Origin of the sequence: Arachnia propionica (assembly GCF_003859805.1) — a bacterium.
GTDB classification, from domain to species: domain Bacteria; phylum Actinomycetota; class Actinomycetes; order Propionibacteriales; family Propionibacteriaceae; genus Arachnia; species Arachnia propionica_C.
In genome coordinates this window covers 52,535-68,717 of record NZ_RQZG01000009.1, presented here as the reverse complement: position 1 = coordinate 68,717, position 16,183 = coordinate 52,535, and the positions used below count along the sequence as shown (strand labels likewise).

The window sequence follows — 16,183 nt, the reverse complement described above, 5'->3', positions numbered from 1 at the left end:
AATCAAGGCAGGTGAACCGGCACCAGGACAGGCGAACCGGGTGGCGGTGGTGGTCGCCGGGGTGTGGTCCCGGGTGTCGCATGGTGACCAGTTGCGGACAGTTTGAGGACGAGACTCTACAATCAGTCGCCAACGACCTGGAAGGGAGTCCCGTGCCGAAGATCGCAGCACCGACCGTGGCGCAGCACCGAGCGATGGTGCAGCGTCGTCTGGTGGACGCCGCCGAGGAGATCATGCGCTCCGGGGAGCCGGAGAAGCTCACCGCCGGGGTGGTCACGGCCGCGGCCGGGATCGCCAGGAACAGCATCTACCGTTATGTGGATTCCGTCGACGACCTGCGTGGTCTGGTGCTGGAACGCTACCTGCCCGCGTGGCTGGACGCGGTGGAGGCGGAACTGGAACCACTGGAGGACCCGGCGGAGAGGATCGTGACCTGGGTGGCGGCCAACATCCGTCAGGCCGCGGCGACGGGGCACGGCTGGCTGATGACCCTGTCGACCGGGATCACGCCGTCGCCGGCGACCCGTCGCGTGATGGACCAGGCCCATCACGTGATGCGGGAGGCCCTCAGCCAGGCTTGGGGGGCGCTGGTGCTCGACCATGCCCGCAGCAGGATCGCGGCAGCGCTGACCAGGGGGGTGCTGGAGTCGTCGTTCCGGCAGCTCGACGCCGGGGTGGACGTCGACCTGGTGCTCGAGGTGGCTGAACAGGCGACCACAGGGCTCGTCGCGGGCATCGTCGGTACCAGGCGGTGAGCTCGCGGGCCGTCAGGCGGATGGCCGCCTCGGTGAGCGTCGCAACGGGGGCCTACGGGGTCTCGTTCGGTGCGCTCGCCGTCGCTGCGGGGCTGGACCTGTGGCAGACGATGACGCTGAGCCTGCTGATGTTCAGCGGTGGGTCGCAGTTCGCGTTCCTCGGAGCCCTGACCGGAGGTGGCCTGGCGGCGGGGGCGGCGGCCTGGCTGGTGGGGCTGCGCAACGCCGTCTACGGGATGCAGGTGAACTCGTGGTTCCATCCGCGTGGGCTGGAGCGGGTGGCGATGGCGCAGCTCAGCATCGACGAGTCGACGGCGGTGGCGGGGTCGCAGACGGTTCCGGCGGATCGGCGGGTCGGGTTCTGGGCGGCCGGGCTCGGGGTGTTCGTGCTGTGGAACCTCATGACGCTGCTCGGGGTGCTGCTCGGTGACCTGCTGGGCGACCCGAAACGCTGGGGGCTCGACGGTGCCGCACTCGCGGCGTTCTGCGGGCTGCTGTGGCCCAGGCTGCGGGACAGGGAGACGGTGGCGGTCGCCGTCGCGGCTGCGGTGGTGGTGATCGCCCTGGTTCCGGCGCTGCCGGCGGGGCTGCCGATCCTCGCGGCGGTCGCGGTCGGTGGTGGGGCCGCGTGGTGGCGGGTCAGGAGGGCCGCGTGATGTGGGGGTGGGTGCTGCTGGCCTGCGCGGGCTGTTTCGCGACGAAGTTGGCCGGTTTCCTCGTGCCGAGGCGATTCCTCGACGACCACCGCACGGTGGTGACGATGGCCGGCATGACGGTCGGGGTCCTGGCAGGACTGGTCGCCCTGTCCACCGTCGAGGCCGGGGGTCGGGTCGTCGCCGACGCGCGGCTGGCGGCCCTGGTCGTCGCACTGGTGGCGCTGCGGCTCAAGGCCCCGTTCCTGCTGGTCGTGGTGCTGGGGGCGGCCGCGGCGGCCCTGGTCCGGCTGCTGGGGGTCGCGGGGTGAGGGCGGGCAGGAGAGCACGAACTGGCAGGTTGCCTGGCTCTGAGAAACGCCCATCGAGAAAGCCGCTGCAAATGCGCTTGGCGTTCTGGTTGGGAACGCTCTCACGAGCAACGCGACGCGCATTTGCAGCGCCGACAGGGCAGCCACGAGCATTGAGTTTCTGCACTGCCTCGGCCCAGTTCGTGGTGCTGCTCCACCACCTGTGCTCCCGGTTCGCCTGCGAACCATGCGAGGAGGGCTGAGGCATCCAGAACCACCGTCACCATCCAGCCTCCACCTCACGACGCCTGTCGGCGAGGAGTTCCTCGACGACCCCGCTTCCCTTCATCCGAGCGCGGATGCGGGCCAAGGCAGCGCGAGGGGTGGAGGCGACCAACTGACCGTCGGCCAGGGTCACCGAGAGCACGTCTCCCTGCTGCAGCCCGAGCTCTTGGCGCAGAGCCGCTGGAAGGACCACGCGGCCCCGATCTCCCACACGAAGGTCATATGTGGTACTCATGCTGGGAGGATACCGCTCGGGCCTCCAGCTGACTGAGCCAGTCGAGCATGGTCCGAAGTGCCAGTCCGAGGTTTCCGAGCTGGCAGTGGTTGCTGGCTGAACTCGCCGATAGGTTTTTGGGGTATCAGTTATGCGTTTTGGGGCAAACATGCCCGAAAACTCCCTGAAATGACATAACGTACGACTTGTCGACAGAGTCTCAGCCGCCGATGGTGTGGTCCAGGAAGGTCCAGATCAGGGCGTTCATCCTCGCTGCCTGCGCGTTGTCGGCCGCTCCCCCGTGGCCGCCCTCGATGTTCTCCCAGTAGCGCACGTTCGCGCCCAGCCCCTCCAGCGCCGCCGCCATCTTGCGGGCATGCCCCGGGTGGACCCGGTCGTCGCGCGTCGAGGTGGTGATGAGCACAGCCGGGTAGTCCACCGTCTCGTCCAGCAGGTGGTACGGGCTGAAGGTGCGGATGAAGTCCCAGTCACTGGTCTCCGGATCGCCGTACTCCGCGATCCACGAGGCACCGGCCAACAGCTTCGTGTACCGACGCATGTCCAGCAGCGGCACCTGGATCACCACCGCCCCGAACAGCCCCGGATAGGTGGTGAGCATGTTCCCGGTCAGCAGGCCCCCGTTCGACCCGCCCTGACAGGCCAGCCGTTCCCTGGTGGTCACCCCACGCGCCACCAGATCCCTCGCCACCGCCGCGAAGTCCTGGTAGGCCCGGTACCGGTGCTGCTTCAACGCCGCCTGGTGCCAGGCCGGGCCGTACTCCCCACCGCCCCGGATGTTCGCCACCACCAGCGTCCCGCCACGCTCCAGCCACGCCTTGCCGCTCAGCGCCCCGTAGTGCGGGGTCAACGAGATCTCGAACCCGCCGTAGCCCTGCAGCAGCGTCGGGCTCTCCTCGGCGGGCCGCGGCTGCTCCGGACCGATCTGGAAGTACGGCACCCGGGTCCCGTCGTCACTCGACGCGAAGTGCTGACTCACCCGCAGCCCCGACGCGTCGAAGTGCGACGGCTCCGCCTTCAGCTCCTCCAGCGCCGACGGCGGCTCACCCGCCAGCATCGGGCTCAGATCCGTCAGGTACAGCGTCGGCGGCTGCAGGAACCCACTGGCCACCACCTGGACGACGTCGTTGATCGCCGAGTCGCTGGGGATCGCCTGCACCGTGCCCGGCAGATCCCTGTGGATCCGCTGCTCCCGCCAGCCGTCCCCGTCGGGCACGAAGACGGTGAGGTAGGTGCGCACGTCCTCCTGCGCCACCACGACGATGAGGTCGCGGGTCGGGAACCAGTCGGCGATGGAGGTGGTCTCGTTCGGGGTGAACAGCACCCGCACCCGCGGACCCTCCCCCTCCCAGCCGGGCAGGAACGACGCCAACGGCGCCACCGCCAACGACCCGGCGGGCAGCCGCACCCCGTCGATCTCGAACTCGGAACGGGGACTGAGCAGCAGCAGGTCCCGGTGCGGATGCGCCTGGCAGTCCGCCGGCACGTCGATCAACGTGGTGCCGCCGTCGGGATCGAGCAGCAGCAGGTCGTCGTCGTAGAAGGCGCGGATGCGATACACCCAGTCACGCTCGAACCCCGGCGCGTCGTCGTGCCAGGCCGCGGCCTGCATGTCGGAGGGTTCGGCGGTGTAGACCAGCTCCGCGTCCTCGAGCGCGGTGCCGCGACGCCACCGTCGCACCTGCAACGGATAGCCCGACGACGACAACGTGCCCGGCCCGAAGTCGTTGGCCACCAGCACCGTGTCACGATCCACCCAGCTGAGGGATCCCTTCGCCTCGGGGCGGTGGAACCCACCCTCCTCCGGGGACACGAAACGCTTCTCCACCAGGTCGAACTCGCGGCTGACGTCGGCGTCACTGCCCCCGTGCGACAGGTCGACGATCACGTGCCGCCACGGCTCCCCCTCGGCGGGACGCAGCACCGAGGCCCCGTGCCACACCCAGTCCTCGCCCTCGGCCACGTTGAGGGCGTCGACGTCGATGAGGACCTCCCACTGCGGCTCCTCGGTGCGGAACGACTCCGGGGTGGTGCGACGCCACAGCCCACGCGGGTGCTCCGCGTCGGTCCAGAAGTTGTACAGGTGATCGCCCCGACGACGCACGTGCGGGATGCTCGCCGGGGAGTCCAGGATCTGCTTCAGCTCGGCAGCAAGGGCCGTGACCTCACCGTCGGTGTCCAGCTCCCCCTCCGCCCGGGCGTTGCGGTTGCGCACCCAGGCCAAGGCCTCCTCCCCCGTGATGTCCTCCAACCACAGGTGGGGGTCGGTACTGCCGTCGGTGGCGGGCAGGGCCACATTGCGCTCACTCATGGTCCTGAGTCTATGCACAGCACACGTCCTCAGGCACGAACCGCCGATTTGCCTGCGCGACCGACGGATGTCAACGCTGCCACACAAGCAGGACGGCGATTCGTGACAAGACGAGAGGACGCCCGGGAGTGAGGGGGTCGGGGTGAGTTCCCGTGACGGGTTCCCAGACCTCACCGGGGCCCGCCACGGCCACTTCGCGGTGCGAACAGCCGGGTGGCGGGAACACGCCCCTGTCCTCAGTAGGCGAACACCTCGTCGACGACCTCGCGCGGCACCTCCTCCAGCGTGGCCCAGCGCCACCTCGGGGCATTGTCCTTGTCGACCAGCAGGGCCCGCACCCCCTCGACGAAGTCGACGGGCAGCATCCGCTCCGCCAGCCGCAGGTCCTGGTGCAGCACCCCGTTGTGGTCGAGGGTCGAGGCACGTTGCAGCGCCTTCATCGACACCAGCACCGCGAAGGGGGAACGTTCCCGAAGGTCCCGGGCCGCCTGCTGTGCATCGGGGTCCGGGTGCTCGGCGAGACGACGGGCGATCTCCACCACGTCGTCGCCGACGTAGCAGTCGCGGATCCACTCGGCCCGACTCAACGGGGCATCCAGCTCGCCGTCGCCGGACTCGTCGGCCAGGCCCATCGCCAGGGCGTCCCCACCACCGATCACGGCGGAGGTGAGCGCCATGTGGGTGCCCACCGGTCCGGCGGCGGCCAGCCACCGCATCACGCCGGCGTCAGGGAAGAAACCGATCTTCGTCTCCGGCATCGCCAGCCGTGACGAGGCATCCACGATGCGACGATCCGCGCCCACCGCGAGCCCCAGGCCGCCACCCATCGTGATGCCGGTCATGTGGACGGTGGTGCGTTTCGGGTACTGCGCGATGATGAGGTCGAGCAGGTACTCGACCTCCAGGAAGTGCAGCCAGGCCTGGTTCCCGGTGAGCATCGACGCCAGTTCCCGGACGTCGGCGCCGGCGCAAAAGCCACGTTCCCCGGCACCGCTCAGCACCACCTCGCGCACGTCGTCGTCGCGCGCCCAGGCATCGAGTGCCTCCCGGGCGGCCTCCAGCATCTCCAGGTTGAAGGCGTTGATGGCTCGGGGCCGGTTCAGTGTGAGTGTGGCCACACCGTCGACGACGGAGGTCGCGATGAGATCTGTCATGAAACTCAATCATATGCCTTGTGGCAAGGGGTGGGTGAGGTTTTCGCTCACACCTTGCCGAGCCCGGGGCGCAGCCGGTTGAGCACGGCACGGGCCGTCTCCTCGTCGATGACGAGGTCGGTGGCCACGCCGGCATGCATCGCGCCCAGCACGGCGGCAGCCTTCGCGGCCCCGCTGGCCACGCAGATGCGGCGGGGCAGCTGCTGGAGCTCGTCGGGGGTGATGCCCGAGGCGCGGTGGTTGAGGGGGATGTCACGCCAGGTGCCGTCCTCACGCACCATGACGGTGCAGACGTCACCTGCGACCCGGGCGGCCTCCAGCGCGGCGAGGTCGTCGTCGTCGAGGTAGTTGGCGGCGTAGACGTGGCTCTGGAGCTCGGACTTCAGGCTGCCGATCCCGAACACCGCGACGGTGCACGCGGCTCGCGCGGACAGCATGTGGCGGGTGGAGCGTTCCCGCCACATGGCCACGCGGGTGGCGGGGTCGTCGAAGAAGGCGGGGAGGGCCAGGAGCTGTTCCTCGCCCTGGTAGGCGGCGGCGAAGCGTTGCAGGATCGAGCCGACGTAGGGCAGGCCGGTGGTGCGGTCGTTCGCGCCGCCGTTGAGGCCGACGATGCGCACCCCCGCCAGGTCGCGGGGTCGCAGCTGGGAGGCGATGGCGGCGGTGGTGGTGCCCCAGGCCACGCCGACGGTGTCGCCGTCGGTGATGATGTCGTCGAGGAGGCGGGCGGCCACCTTGGCGACCTGCTCGAGGCGCAGCACGGAGCTGGAGCCGGAGCGCACGCTGACCAGGTGGGCCTGGACCCGGAAGTTGCGTTCGAACAGGGCGGACAGGCGGGTGAGGGGGCGCTCCGGGTCGGCGATGGTGACGCGGATCAGGCCGCGGTCGCGGGCGTCCTTGAGCAGTCGGGAGACCGTTGAGCGGGACACCCCGAGCTGGTGGGCGATGGCATCCATGGTCTCGGACTGGACGTGGTACATGCGGGCGACGCGGAGCAACAGCTCGGTGTTGCGTTCCATGGGGGCTCCTTCGCCGTCGGGATGGCAGAACCATACGTCATGGACACGGGCCGGGTCGCGCTGCAAACACGCGGAGCGTTCGTCCTGGGAGCGCTTCCAGGAGCAACGCGCCGCACGTTTGCAGCGGTGACCGGTCGATCACGGGGGTGAGTGTGGGTGGACAGGGCTGTTGTGCCACGATGTCCCCATGCTGGCACTGGCGAAGACGCAGCCCGGCCCGGGTCTGGAGCTCATCGACGTCCCCGTCCCCGCGCCCGGACCCAACGAGGTCCTGGTCAAGGTGAGACGCACCGGGATCTGCGGCACGGACGTCCACATCGACCGGTGGGACGGCTGGGCCGCGAACACCGTCGTCACCCCGCGCATCCTCGGCCACGAATTCGCGGGCACCATCGTCGAGCTCGGCTCCGAGGTGAGCGGCCTGGAGGTCGGGCAGTTCGTCTCCGGTGAGGGCCACTACGTGTGCGGCCGCTGCCGAGCCTGCCTGGCCGGGCGACGCCACCTGTGCCTGCGGACCCGGGGCATCGGATACCACGTCGACGGGGCCTTCTGCGAGTACTTCGCCATGCCCGCCGCCAACATCTGGGTCCACCCCGACGACCTCGACCCCGACGTCGCCGCGATCTTCGACCCCTTCGGCAACGCCGTCCATGCCGCCCTCCAGTTCCCCGCCCTCGCCGAGGACGTGCTCGTCACCGGGGCCGGACCCATCGGGATCATGGCCGCACTGGTCGCGAGGTTCCAGGGCGCCCGCAACGTCGTCATCACCGACCTCAGCGACGAACGTCTGGCACTGGCGGCCTCCCTCGGCATCACCTCCACCCTCAACCCGACCAAGGAGAGACTCGCCGACAGCTACGAGCGTTTCCAGATGCGGGAGGGCTTCGACATCGGGCTCGAGATGTCCGGCTCCGGGGCCGCCCTGGAGTCCATGATCGACCACATGACCCACGGCGGCCGGATCGCCCTGCTCGGCACCCCGGCCGATCCCCTCACCATCGACTTCTCCACGATCATCTTCAGCATGCTCACCATCCAGGGGGTCACCGGCCGCCAGATCTTCGAGACCTGGTACGCCATGAACTCCCTCATCCGCTCCGGCCTCGACATCTCCGGGGTCATCACCCACCGCTTCGCCCCCACCGACCACGCCGAGGCCTTCGCCGTCGCCGGGGACGGGCGCTCCGGCAAGGTCGTACTCAACTGGGAGGAACTGTGAACTTCATCGACGACATCTCGGCCCAGCTGGACCAGCTCCGCGCCGACGGCCTCCACAAGCACGAGGAGCCACTGACCACCGCGCAGGCTGCCCACGTCGCGACCCCGGCGGGCCGGGTCATCAACCTGTGCGCCAACAACTACCTCGGCCTGGCGGACTCCCCCGTCCTCATCGACGCCGCGAAGGCCGCCCTCGACCGCTGGGGTTTCGGCATGGCCTCGGTCCGGTTCATCTGCGGCACCCAGACCCAGCACCAGGAGCTGGAGCGACGCCTCACCGCCTTCCTCCGCCCCGACATCGCCGACGACTTCGACACCATCCTCTACTCGTCGTGCTTCGACGCCAACGGCGGCCTGTTCGAGACCCTGTTCGGGGAGCAGGACGCCATCATCTCCGACGAGCTCAACCACGCCTCCATCATCGACGGGGTGCGGCTCAGCAAGGCCGCCCGGTTCCGCTACCGCAACCGCGACCTCGACGACCTGCGCACCCAGCTGGAGGCCGCCTCCGGGGCCCGGCACAAGGTGATCGCCACCGACGGGGTGTTCTCGATGGACGGCTACGTCGCCCCCCTCGACGAGATCTGCGCCCTCGCCGACGAGTACGACGCGCTGGTGATGGTCGACGACTCCCACGCCGTTGGTTTCGTCGGTCCCACCGGCGCGGGCACCCCGGAACAGTTCGGCGTCACGGACCGCGTCGACATCCTCACCGGCACCCTCGGCAAGGCCCTCGGTGGTGCCTCCGGCGGCTACACCTGCGCCCGGACGAAGGTCGTCGAGTGGCTGCGGCAGCGCTCCCGCCCGTACCTGTTCAGCAACTCCCTGGCCCCCGCGATCGTCGGGGCCTCCCTGGCGATGCTGGACCTGCTCGCCTCCTCCGGGGACCTCCTGGAGCGGCTGCGCGACAACACCGCGTACTTCCGGCGTCGCATGACGGAGGAGGGCTTCGAGATCCCCGTCTCCGATCACGCCATCGTGCCCGTGATGATCGGCGACGCGGCGCGCGCGGCCCGGATGGCCGATGCGATCCTCGCCCGGGGCGTCTACGTGCGGGCCTTCAGCTACCCGGTGGTGCCCAAGGGCAGGGCCCGCATCCGCACCCAGCTGTCGGCGGCCCTGACCCGCGACGACCTCGATGCGGCCATCCAGGCCTTCATCGAGGCCCGCGACGAGGTCGGCTGAGGTCCAGCGGATGAGGTGCCAGGGGCATCCGCCGTACGACTGGACCCCCGTGGATGTTGAGAACCACGGCGACTCGACCGATGAGCAGATGGGTTCCAAGAAGAAGTTCTGGTTCAGCTCTGATGAGTCGAGGTGGCTGTTCAAGTACGTGCGGCTGAATGATTGCGGTGAGCTCGGGGAGGACTGGGCTGAGTGCCTGGTCCACGTGGTGGCGCGGCTGCTCGACCTCCCGTCCGCCTGCGTCTGTCTTGCGAAGGAGGGTGGGAGGCGCGGCGTCGCGATCAAACGTGTCCACGGCGCCGAGGAGCAGCTCGTCCACGGGAATGAACTGCTGGCTGAAGGGGTGGAAGGGTATGACAAGGCAGAAGCACGGAACCAGCTCTACACGGTGGAGAACATCCATCGTTCACTCCAGGGCTTCCCAGCACCAGAGCCCTACTCGTGTTGGAGCGCCTTCGACCTGTTCGCCGGGTACTTGATGATGGATGCCTTGGTGGCTGCCTGTGACAGACACCATGAGAACTGGGGGCTCATCCAGGATGGTTCGGGGAGGAGATGGCTTGCGCCGACGTTCGATCACGGCAACGCCCTGGGCTTCGCCGTGAGGATGGAGGATGTGACACGACTGCTGAAGGACGAGGCTGAGCTGGTGAAGTGGGTGCGTAAAGGACGGAACAGGTACTTCCGGGCACGTCCGGTGGAGGTGGCGGCAGAGGCGTTCCGACTGATCGCCCAAAAACCTCGCGAGTACTTGGAGGGGCGACTTCACGATCTCGACACCGGAGATGTGGCGGTGGCCACCAGGGGCATGCCCGAAGAGGTTTTGTCGGAGGAGCGAGCTAGATTGGCGATCAAGATTATCGAGACGAACCGGAGGAGGTTGAGCGATGCGTTCAGTGATGGCTGATGTGCTTTCTGAGCAGGAGGCCCGGGATGCCGTCAAGTTCCGACTCATCTGGAAGAACCCCGTCGACGGTGGATACCACGAGGTCGGGCAGTTCGAGCACCTCCGCGACGGCCGCTACGTCTTCGCCTACCGGGAGGACGTGGGATCCGTTGATGGCTTCCATCCCCTGCTCCAGTTCCCCGACACCGGGCGCCCCTACGTCTCGGAGGTGCTGCCAGCGTTCTTCGCCAACCGGGTGATGTCCCGGAAGCGAGTCAACTACGGCGAGTACGTCGGGTGGCTGGGGCTGACCGAGGATGCCCTGCCTGTCGAGATCCTCGCCCGTACTGGAGGTGGACGGGAAACCGACACCTTCCACGTCGTGGACAGCTTCGAGGAGCACGACGGCCGCTGCGAGGGCTGGTTCTTCATCTCCGGAGTTCGTCACCAGAATGAGGCCGTGGCTCGTGAGCTCAAGGTGGGAGACCAGCTCGAGCTGTGTGACGAGCCGGACAACCCTGTGAATCCGCGAGCGATCCTGCTGACCACCGATGGCACTCCCGTCGGCTGGGTTCCTGACTGGCTGGTCGACACCGTGCACCGTCTGCGCGAGACCAACGAGGTGGAGGTGTTCGTGGACCAGGTGAATCTGGATGCTCCGTCTCGCTTGGCTGTGCTGTGTCGACTTGAGGCAGGGCAGCTGTCCACTGGTCGTGAACCGTCGGAAATGTGACGGTTCACGACCAGCGTTGCCCGGACAGACGGCCTAGCTGGATTGGGTCGGTCAGGGCCGCCCCGAGGGCCACCGCGCTGGCCCCCGCGTCGAGGAAGTCCTGCGCCGTTGCCGCGGAGATCCCACCCGTGGCGACGAACTTGACCTGCGGGAACGGGCCACGCATCGCGGTGAACCACCCGGGACCGAGCACGGCTGCGGGGAAGACCTTCAGCCAGGTCAACCCCATCGTGACCGCTCGCTGCACCTCACTGCCCGTCGCGACCCCCGGCAGGGGTGGCAGACCCTGTGACAGGCAGGTCGCCACCAGGGCGGGGTCGAGGCCCGGACTCACGACGTAGGCCGCTCCCGCGTCCCGCACCGCCGCCACCTGGTCGGGGTCGACGACGGTCCCGGCCCCGACCGATCTCCCGCGCGTCCCGGCACACCGTGCCACCTCCCGCAGCGTGTCGAGGTCCTGTTCCTGCTGCACCGGGATCTCGACGGCCCGGATCCCGGCCTCCCACGCGGCCTCCGCCAGCTCGAGGCTCCTTCCCGGGCCGAGACCCCGCAGGATCACCATGGCCGGGACCGGCCGGAACTCCGCGTCGAACCGGGCCGTCACCCATGCGGTGCCCTGGTCATCAGATGTCACCGGTCCTCCTCAGCACGGTCGCGGCCAACGCGTGGCCACGTTCCAACCGTTTCGTCACGCCGTCCCCCTCCAGTCGCGCCGCCAGGTAGCCGGCGGCGAAGGCATCGCCCGCCCCGACGGGGTCCACCACCTCCACCGGCGGTGCGGGGACGACGCAGCATCCCCCGGCGGTGAACGCCGTCGCCCCCACCCCCGCATCCTTGACGACGAGCTCAGGCACGGTGGGGAAGCGCTCCCGGACGGTCTCGGCCGATCCCGTCCCCCACACCGCGGCGGCCTCGTCGCGCCCGACGAACACCACGTCCGCCCGCCGGACCAGCTCCCCCAGCACCTCGGCGGCCCCGCCCCCGGGCCACAGCGCGGCCCGATGGTTCACGTCGAAGGACAGCTCCACACCGGGCAGCGAGCGCACCCGCTCCACGAGCCGCTCGACCATCGCGTGGCACGACGGTCCCAGGGCCGGAGTGATCCCGGTGAGGTGGACCAGGGTCTCGGGGGGCAGCGGGAGCACATCGGCGAAGGCGGCATCCATACCGCTCGCGGCCGAACCGTCGCGGTAGTAGTGGACCGTCGTGCGTCCGGGCCCCGGATCCTTGAGGAAGATCCCGGTGCGGGCTCCGGGCACGCGCCTGACCAGTGAGACGTCGACGCCGTTGCTGCCCAGGGTGCGCAGGATCCGCTCGGCCACCGGGTCGCAGCCCAGCAGTGAGGCCCAGGCCACGGCGTGACCGCTGCGCGCCAGGTGGACCGCGAGGTTGGCCTCGGCGCCGGCGGTCTCCAACCGGAACTGCGTCGCCTCGCTGAGCGGGGTCGCGGTGGTCGGGGTGACCAGCCCCATGGCCTCCCCGACGGTCAGCACCGTCATCGGTCGGCCCTCCGTCGCGCCCAGCCCGGCTGCTTGATGTCCTGCATGCGTATCCTCGATTCTGCTCGCGCAAAATGGATGGAGCATCTATGATACAGATAGTTTCGGTCAACAATGGAGATGATCATGACGAACCATGCTCTCGACGACTACACCCTCGACACCGAACTCGGAACCCTCACCGGCCCACGACACCGCATGAGGTTCCACACCGCCACCTGGACGGGAGGACACACCGTCGTCCACGACCTGGACGTCCTGGTCGACGGCCAGTGGCGCACCCTCTCCTCCTCCGCCACCGGACCCGGCGACCAGTGGTTCGTCCTGGCCGGGGCCGACGGCAACCCCGACGACTACTGGGACACGATGGAGGTCACCGCGGTCCAGCTCCCCGGGTTCACCCGCATCGACGACACCACGGCCGAGCTGAGCACCGCAGCCGACTCCCCGGTCGCACTCACGGTGCGGATCTCACTCGCAGGCGACCACCCCGTGGTCACCCACACCCTCACCGCGCCGTCCGACGGCCACTTCATCGTCGCCCACCAACCCTTCCCCGAGGTGGACCCGGACGAGGTGCAGGAGGTGCTGTGCGGTGCCCGCCAGCACGCCCGGTACATCTGGGACATGCAGGCCCTGAGTGCCCAGGAACTGTTCGCCCCGATGACGCTGATCCAGGTGGACCGCGACGGCGCGCCCTGCACACTCGGTGGTTTCATCCCCGCATCCTCGATCGAGTTCACCCACGAACGCGAACTCGGGCCGACCCGGCAGCCCTACGGCATGAGTCTGCGCGGTGCCGCACGCATCATCCGCCCGACGGTCTTCAGCCCGCAGATCGGCGAGCTCAGCCGGATGACGGTCGGCGAGCAACGCAGCTTCAGCACCGGGATCTGCGCCCTGCCCGGCACCATCGTCGAGGCCCACGAGGAACTCCTGCGCGACGAGTACTCCTTCACCGCCTACCGGGAGAACATCTACGACACCTCCATGACCTCGACGATCCACAACCTCTGGGACCTCGTCCTGACCGGCGCCGGGGACGTCGCCGACACCGACGCCCCCTTCAGCCCCTCCCCGAGCGGCTGGTGGCCGAAGGCGAAGGGTTTCGTCGACGTGGAGCAGGACCAGCGTGTCCAGACCACCACCACCGCCGTGCTCCTCGGGGCCTACCTGCTCGGTGCCCCCGAGGAGCTCTACCGGGACCGGGCCCTGCCCACCATCGAGTTCCACCTGTCACGTCGCACCAGCTCCTGGAGCCCGGACCCGGCCCGGACCAAGGTCAACCAGATGGGTGGCGTGGCCTTCCAGAACTCCCCCGCATCCCTCCACGTCGCGACGCGACGCCAGTTCCCGGCACTGGCCACCCTCGCCGTGCAGCAGCTGCGTGAGCAACCCCGACAACGGGAGGACGGGTACCGGATCAGGGCCCTGCTCCACGCCGCCGCCGTGACCGGCAACCCCGCCCACACGCATGAACTGGCCGCCGTCGCCGCCTGGTACGCGGAGACCTTCATCGACGTCGCCTACACCACGAACCTGCCGGAGGAGGAGTTCCAGATCTGGTTCTCGAAGGCCTGGGTGGAGCTGCTGGCCGCCTACGAGGTCCTCGGCGACCCGAACCTGCTCAAGGCCGCCCGCCGTGAGGCCCGCCGATTCATCACCCAGATCCACACCCGACCGGTCCCCGACATCGAGGTGACCGTGCCGAACCAGCCACCGATCCGGGAACAGACCGAACGCTGGTCCACCCCCGTCATCCACGACCACCCCGAACACGACCACCCGCAGGAGACGGTGCCCGCCTGGCTGGTCTCCACCAACGGCATGTCCTTCGAGCAGCTCACCACCTACAAGACCTGGACGGAGAACAACGTCGGCCTCAACGGGTTCTCCCTCATCCCCGCGTGGTCCGCCAGCCTGCTGCGACTCGGCCACCTCACCCACGACGACCTGCTGCAGGACTTCGCCCACAACCTCGTCGTGGGCCGCTACACCAACTACCCGGGCTACTACGACCGGCAGTTCCGGGTGCGCCACATGAAACCCGACTACCCGCTCGTGATGGACCTCGGGGTGAGCACCACCTACTACCACCACATCCCGGCCCAGCTCGGCATGACCATCGACTACCTCGTCACCGAGCACCACGTCCGCTCCGACGGTCAGGTCTTCTTCCCCGGGGCCTTCGAGAGCACCTACGCGTTCTTCAAGTTCCACACCTACGGCCACGAACCCGGCACCTTCCACGGCGAGGACGGGGTGTGGCCGTGCCTGGCGAAGGACCTCATCACCGTCGACGACCCCCAGGTCAACTGGCTCGCCGGACTCGGCAACGACTCCCTCTACCTCAGCTTCACCAACGAGAGCACCACGGGTCGACGCTTCACGGTGCGGCTGGGGGAGCAGGTCCGGGCCGCCTCGACCGGACGGCTCCGCGGCACCATCCCCGGCCTCAGGGGCCGCAGGGGGCGGGTGTGGATCCACCGCGACACCTTCCGGATGACCATCCCCGGACGCGGCCACACGTCGGTGATCATCCGGGGCGTCCCGGACGTGCTGGCGCAGCGGCACCGGGAGCCGTTGCCCGACACGCGCTCGTCGTCGAGCTTCCACCTCGACGACGAGAGCCCGATCGGTGTGGTGCGCGGCATGCTCCTGACCCGCCCCGACGGCTCCGGCCACGACGCCTTCGTGCAGGCCGCCACCACCGGCCCGGCGACGCTGGTCCACTCGAGCGGGGGCGAGGAGGTCTCCCTGGAGTCGGCCCACCACCCCAACGAGTGGACCGTCCCCGTCGACGACGTGGACGCCCCCTTCACCTACCGCGTGCAGACCGACGGGGGTGCGACGACCCCGGTGACGCTGCGGCTCAGCCCCGTCATGACCGGGACACTCCCCGAGGGCGACGTGGCGCACGTCGATCTCGTCGCCCCGTACGACGTGGTGGCCGGGGAGCGTGCCCGGCTCCAGGTGCGGGTCCTCGCCTCGCACACCGTGCCGGAGGAGGTGGGGGTCACGGTCCGGGCCCCCGACGGCTGGCAGGTCGTCGAGACCCGGGCCCTGCCGGGGCTGTCCCCCGGGTCACGGGCCGAGGCCCTGTTCGAGGTGACGGTTCCCGAGGACGCGACCCCCGGGGACCGGGGGGAGCTGACGGCCGTGCTCACCCACTCGACGGGGGAGGTGGTGGGTGAGCCCGTCGCCGTCGAGGTGCTCGCCCCGGTCAAGACCTTCGTGCTGCGACCCGAACCGATCACGACCCCCGGTGCCGTCATCGGGGCCGAGGTCGGGATCGTCAACCTCAGTTCCAGACAGCAGGCCTCCGAGGTGAGACTGTGGATCCCGCTCGGGTGGTCCGTCGTCGACTCGGACCTCACCTACGACCTGGCCCCGGGGGCCTGGACCCGGCTCCCGCTCAGGATCGAGGTCGCCGCGGACGCCATCCCGGGGAAGACCTACCTCATGCGGGCCCGGGCGACGGCGGACTCCCCCGACGTGTTCGCGCAGCTCAGGGTCCCACCGCGACGACTCGTGACGGGCCACGACCGCCTCGTCACCAACCGGGACAGCGCCCCGGCCTACCTCGAGACCCCCGCCTACTACTGGCTGCCGAGCGGCCTGCCGGGCTGGGACGGGGACCGCACCCGCTACGGCCGGATCGACCGCACGGGTGGTGCCGCGATCTGGACCCCGGACCTCGAGGTCGCGGGGGACTACGAGGTGGCGATCTGGTACCCGTCGAACCCGGAGACCGCGACGCGGGCGGTCTACGTCGTCGACCACGCCGACGGCAGGCAGGAGTTCGTCGTCAACCAGCAGGAGAACCCGAGCAGCTGGGTGGTGCTCGGCACCTTCCGGTTCGAGGCGGGAACCACGGGTCGGGTGCGGTTGGAGTGCCGCGAGGAGGGCTACCACCGCGCGAATGCGGTGTGGTTCCGCCACAAGGGTTGAGGTGAGGCGGGG

The 16,183-nt window shown here is 69.3% G+C and carries 14 protein-coding genes; 8 read left to right on the top strand and 6 right to left on the bottom strand.

Annotation, left to right across the window (positions count from 1 at the left end; genetic code table 11):
- Positions 1 to 152 precede the first annotated feature (152 nt).
- The 3 genes from EII34_RS09195 to EII34_RS09185 are packed head-to-tail and all read left to right on the top strand — an operon-like array spanning position 153 to position 1,719.
- On the top strand, positions 153 to 755 hold the full coding sequence (locus EII34_RS09195; RefSeq protein WP_124844859.1) for a TetR/AcrR family transcriptional regulator: 603 nt from the start codon (positions 153 to 155) through the stop codon (positions 753 to 755).
- Positions 752 to 1,411, top strand: a complete 660-nt coding sequence (locus tag EII34_RS09190; protein WP_260425111.1) for an AzlC family ABC transporter permease — start codon at positions 752 to 754, stop codon at positions 1,409 to 1,411. The genes EII34_RS09195 and EII34_RS09190 overlap by 4 nt, the downstream gene beginning before the upstream one ends.
- Positions 1,411 to 1,719, top strand: coding sequence for an AzlD domain-containing protein (locus EII34_RS09185; protein ID WP_124844908.1), 309 nt, complete (start codon positions 1,411 to 1,413; stop codon positions 1,717 to 1,719). Before EII34_RS09190 ends, EII34_RS09185 begins: the two co-directional genes overlap by 1 nt.
- 259 nt (positions 1,720 to 1,978) lie before the next feature.
- Here EII34_RS09185 and EII34_RS09180 read toward each other — a convergent pair whose 3' ends face one another.
- From EII34_RS09180 to EII34_RS09165, 4 genes are all read right to left on the bottom strand, one after another.
- Complete coding sequence (locus EII34_RS09180) at positions 1,979 to 2,218, bottom strand: AbrB/MazE/SpoVT family DNA-binding domain-containing protein (RefSeq protein ID WP_124844858.1); 240 nt, start codon at positions 2,216 to 2,218, stop codon at positions 1,979 to 1,981.
- Positions 2,219 to 2,417: 199 nt separating this feature from the next.
- Complete coding sequence (locus EII34_RS09175) at positions 2,418 to 4,526, bottom strand: prolyl oligopeptidase family serine peptidase (RefSeq protein WP_124844857.1); 2,109 nt, start codon at positions 4,524 to 4,526, stop codon at positions 2,418 to 2,420.
- Positions 4,527 to 4,762: 236 nt separating this feature from the next.
- Positions 4,763 to 5,680, bottom strand: coding sequence for an enoyl-CoA hydratase/isomerase family protein (locus EII34_RS09170; RefSeq protein WP_124844856.1), 918 nt, complete (start codon positions 5,678 to 5,680; stop codon positions 4,763 to 4,765).
- Between the two features lie 47 nt (positions 5,681 to 5,727).
- Positions 5,728 to 6,699: a sugar-binding transcriptional regulator gene (locus EII34_RS09165; RefSeq protein WP_124844855.1), complete on the bottom strand. Its 972-nt coding sequence runs from the start codon at positions 6,697 to 6,699 to the stop codon at positions 5,728 to 5,730.
- 187 nt (positions 6,700 to 6,886) lie between these two features.
- Here EII34_RS09165 and tdh point away from each other — a divergent pair, with 187 nt between their 5' ends.
- From tdh to EII34_RS09145, 4 genes are read left to right on the top strand one after another with little or no spacing between them, the layout of a single operon-like run.
- Complete coding sequence (gene tdh, locus EII34_RS09160; RefSeq protein ID WP_124844854.1) at positions 6,887 to 7,918, top strand: L-threonine 3-dehydrogenase; 1,032 nt, start codon at positions 6,887 to 6,889, stop codon at positions 7,916 to 7,918.
- Positions 7,915 to 9,102: a glycine C-acetyltransferase gene (locus EII34_RS09155; RefSeq protein ID WP_260425110.1), complete on the top strand. Its 1,188-nt coding sequence runs from the start codon at positions 7,915 to 7,917 to the stop codon at positions 9,100 to 9,102. The genes tdh and EII34_RS09155 overlap by 4 nt, the downstream gene beginning before the upstream one ends.
- A 49-nt stretch (positions 9,103 to 9,151) precedes the next feature.
- Entirely contained in the window at positions 9,152 to 10,009 is an 858-nt protein-coding gene (locus EII34_RS09150) for a HipA domain-containing protein (protein ID WP_124844853.1), read from the top strand.
- The gene (locus tag EII34_RS09145; protein ID WP_124844852.1) at positions 10,002 to 10,721 is read left to right on the top strand and encodes a hypothetical protein; all 720 of its coding nucleotides are present in this window, start codon (positions 10,002 to 10,004) and stop codon (positions 10,719 to 10,721) included. Before EII34_RS09150 ends, EII34_RS09145 begins: the two co-directional genes overlap by 8 nt.
- A gap of 4 nt (positions 10,722 to 10,725) precedes the next feature.
- On the opposite strand, the gene EII34_RS09140 is transcribed toward EII34_RS09145, so the two are convergent.
- Both EII34_RS09140 and EII34_RS09135 read right to left on the bottom strand, forming a co-directional pair.
- Entirely contained in the window at positions 10,726 to 11,355 is a 630-nt protein-coding gene (locus EII34_RS09140; RefSeq protein ID WP_221620256.1) for a bifunctional 4-hydroxy-2-oxoglutarate aldolase/2-dehydro-3-deoxy-phosphogluconate aldolase, read from the bottom strand.
- Complete coding sequence (locus EII34_RS09135; protein WP_124844851.1) at positions 11,345 to 12,220, bottom strand: sugar kinase; 876 nt, start codon at positions 12,218 to 12,220, stop codon at positions 11,345 to 11,347. The genes EII34_RS09140 and EII34_RS09135 overlap by 11 nt, the downstream gene beginning before the upstream one ends.
- A gap of 126 nt (positions 12,221 to 12,346) precedes the next feature.
- On the opposite strand from EII34_RS09135, the gene EII34_RS09130 reads away from it, so the two are divergent.
- A complete protein-coding gene (locus EII34_RS09130) occupies positions 12,347 to 16,171 on the top strand; it encodes a golvesin C-terminal-like domain-containing protein (protein WP_124844850.1) in 3,825 nt (1,274 codons plus the stop codon).
- Positions 16,172 to 16,183: the final 12 nt, after the last annotated feature.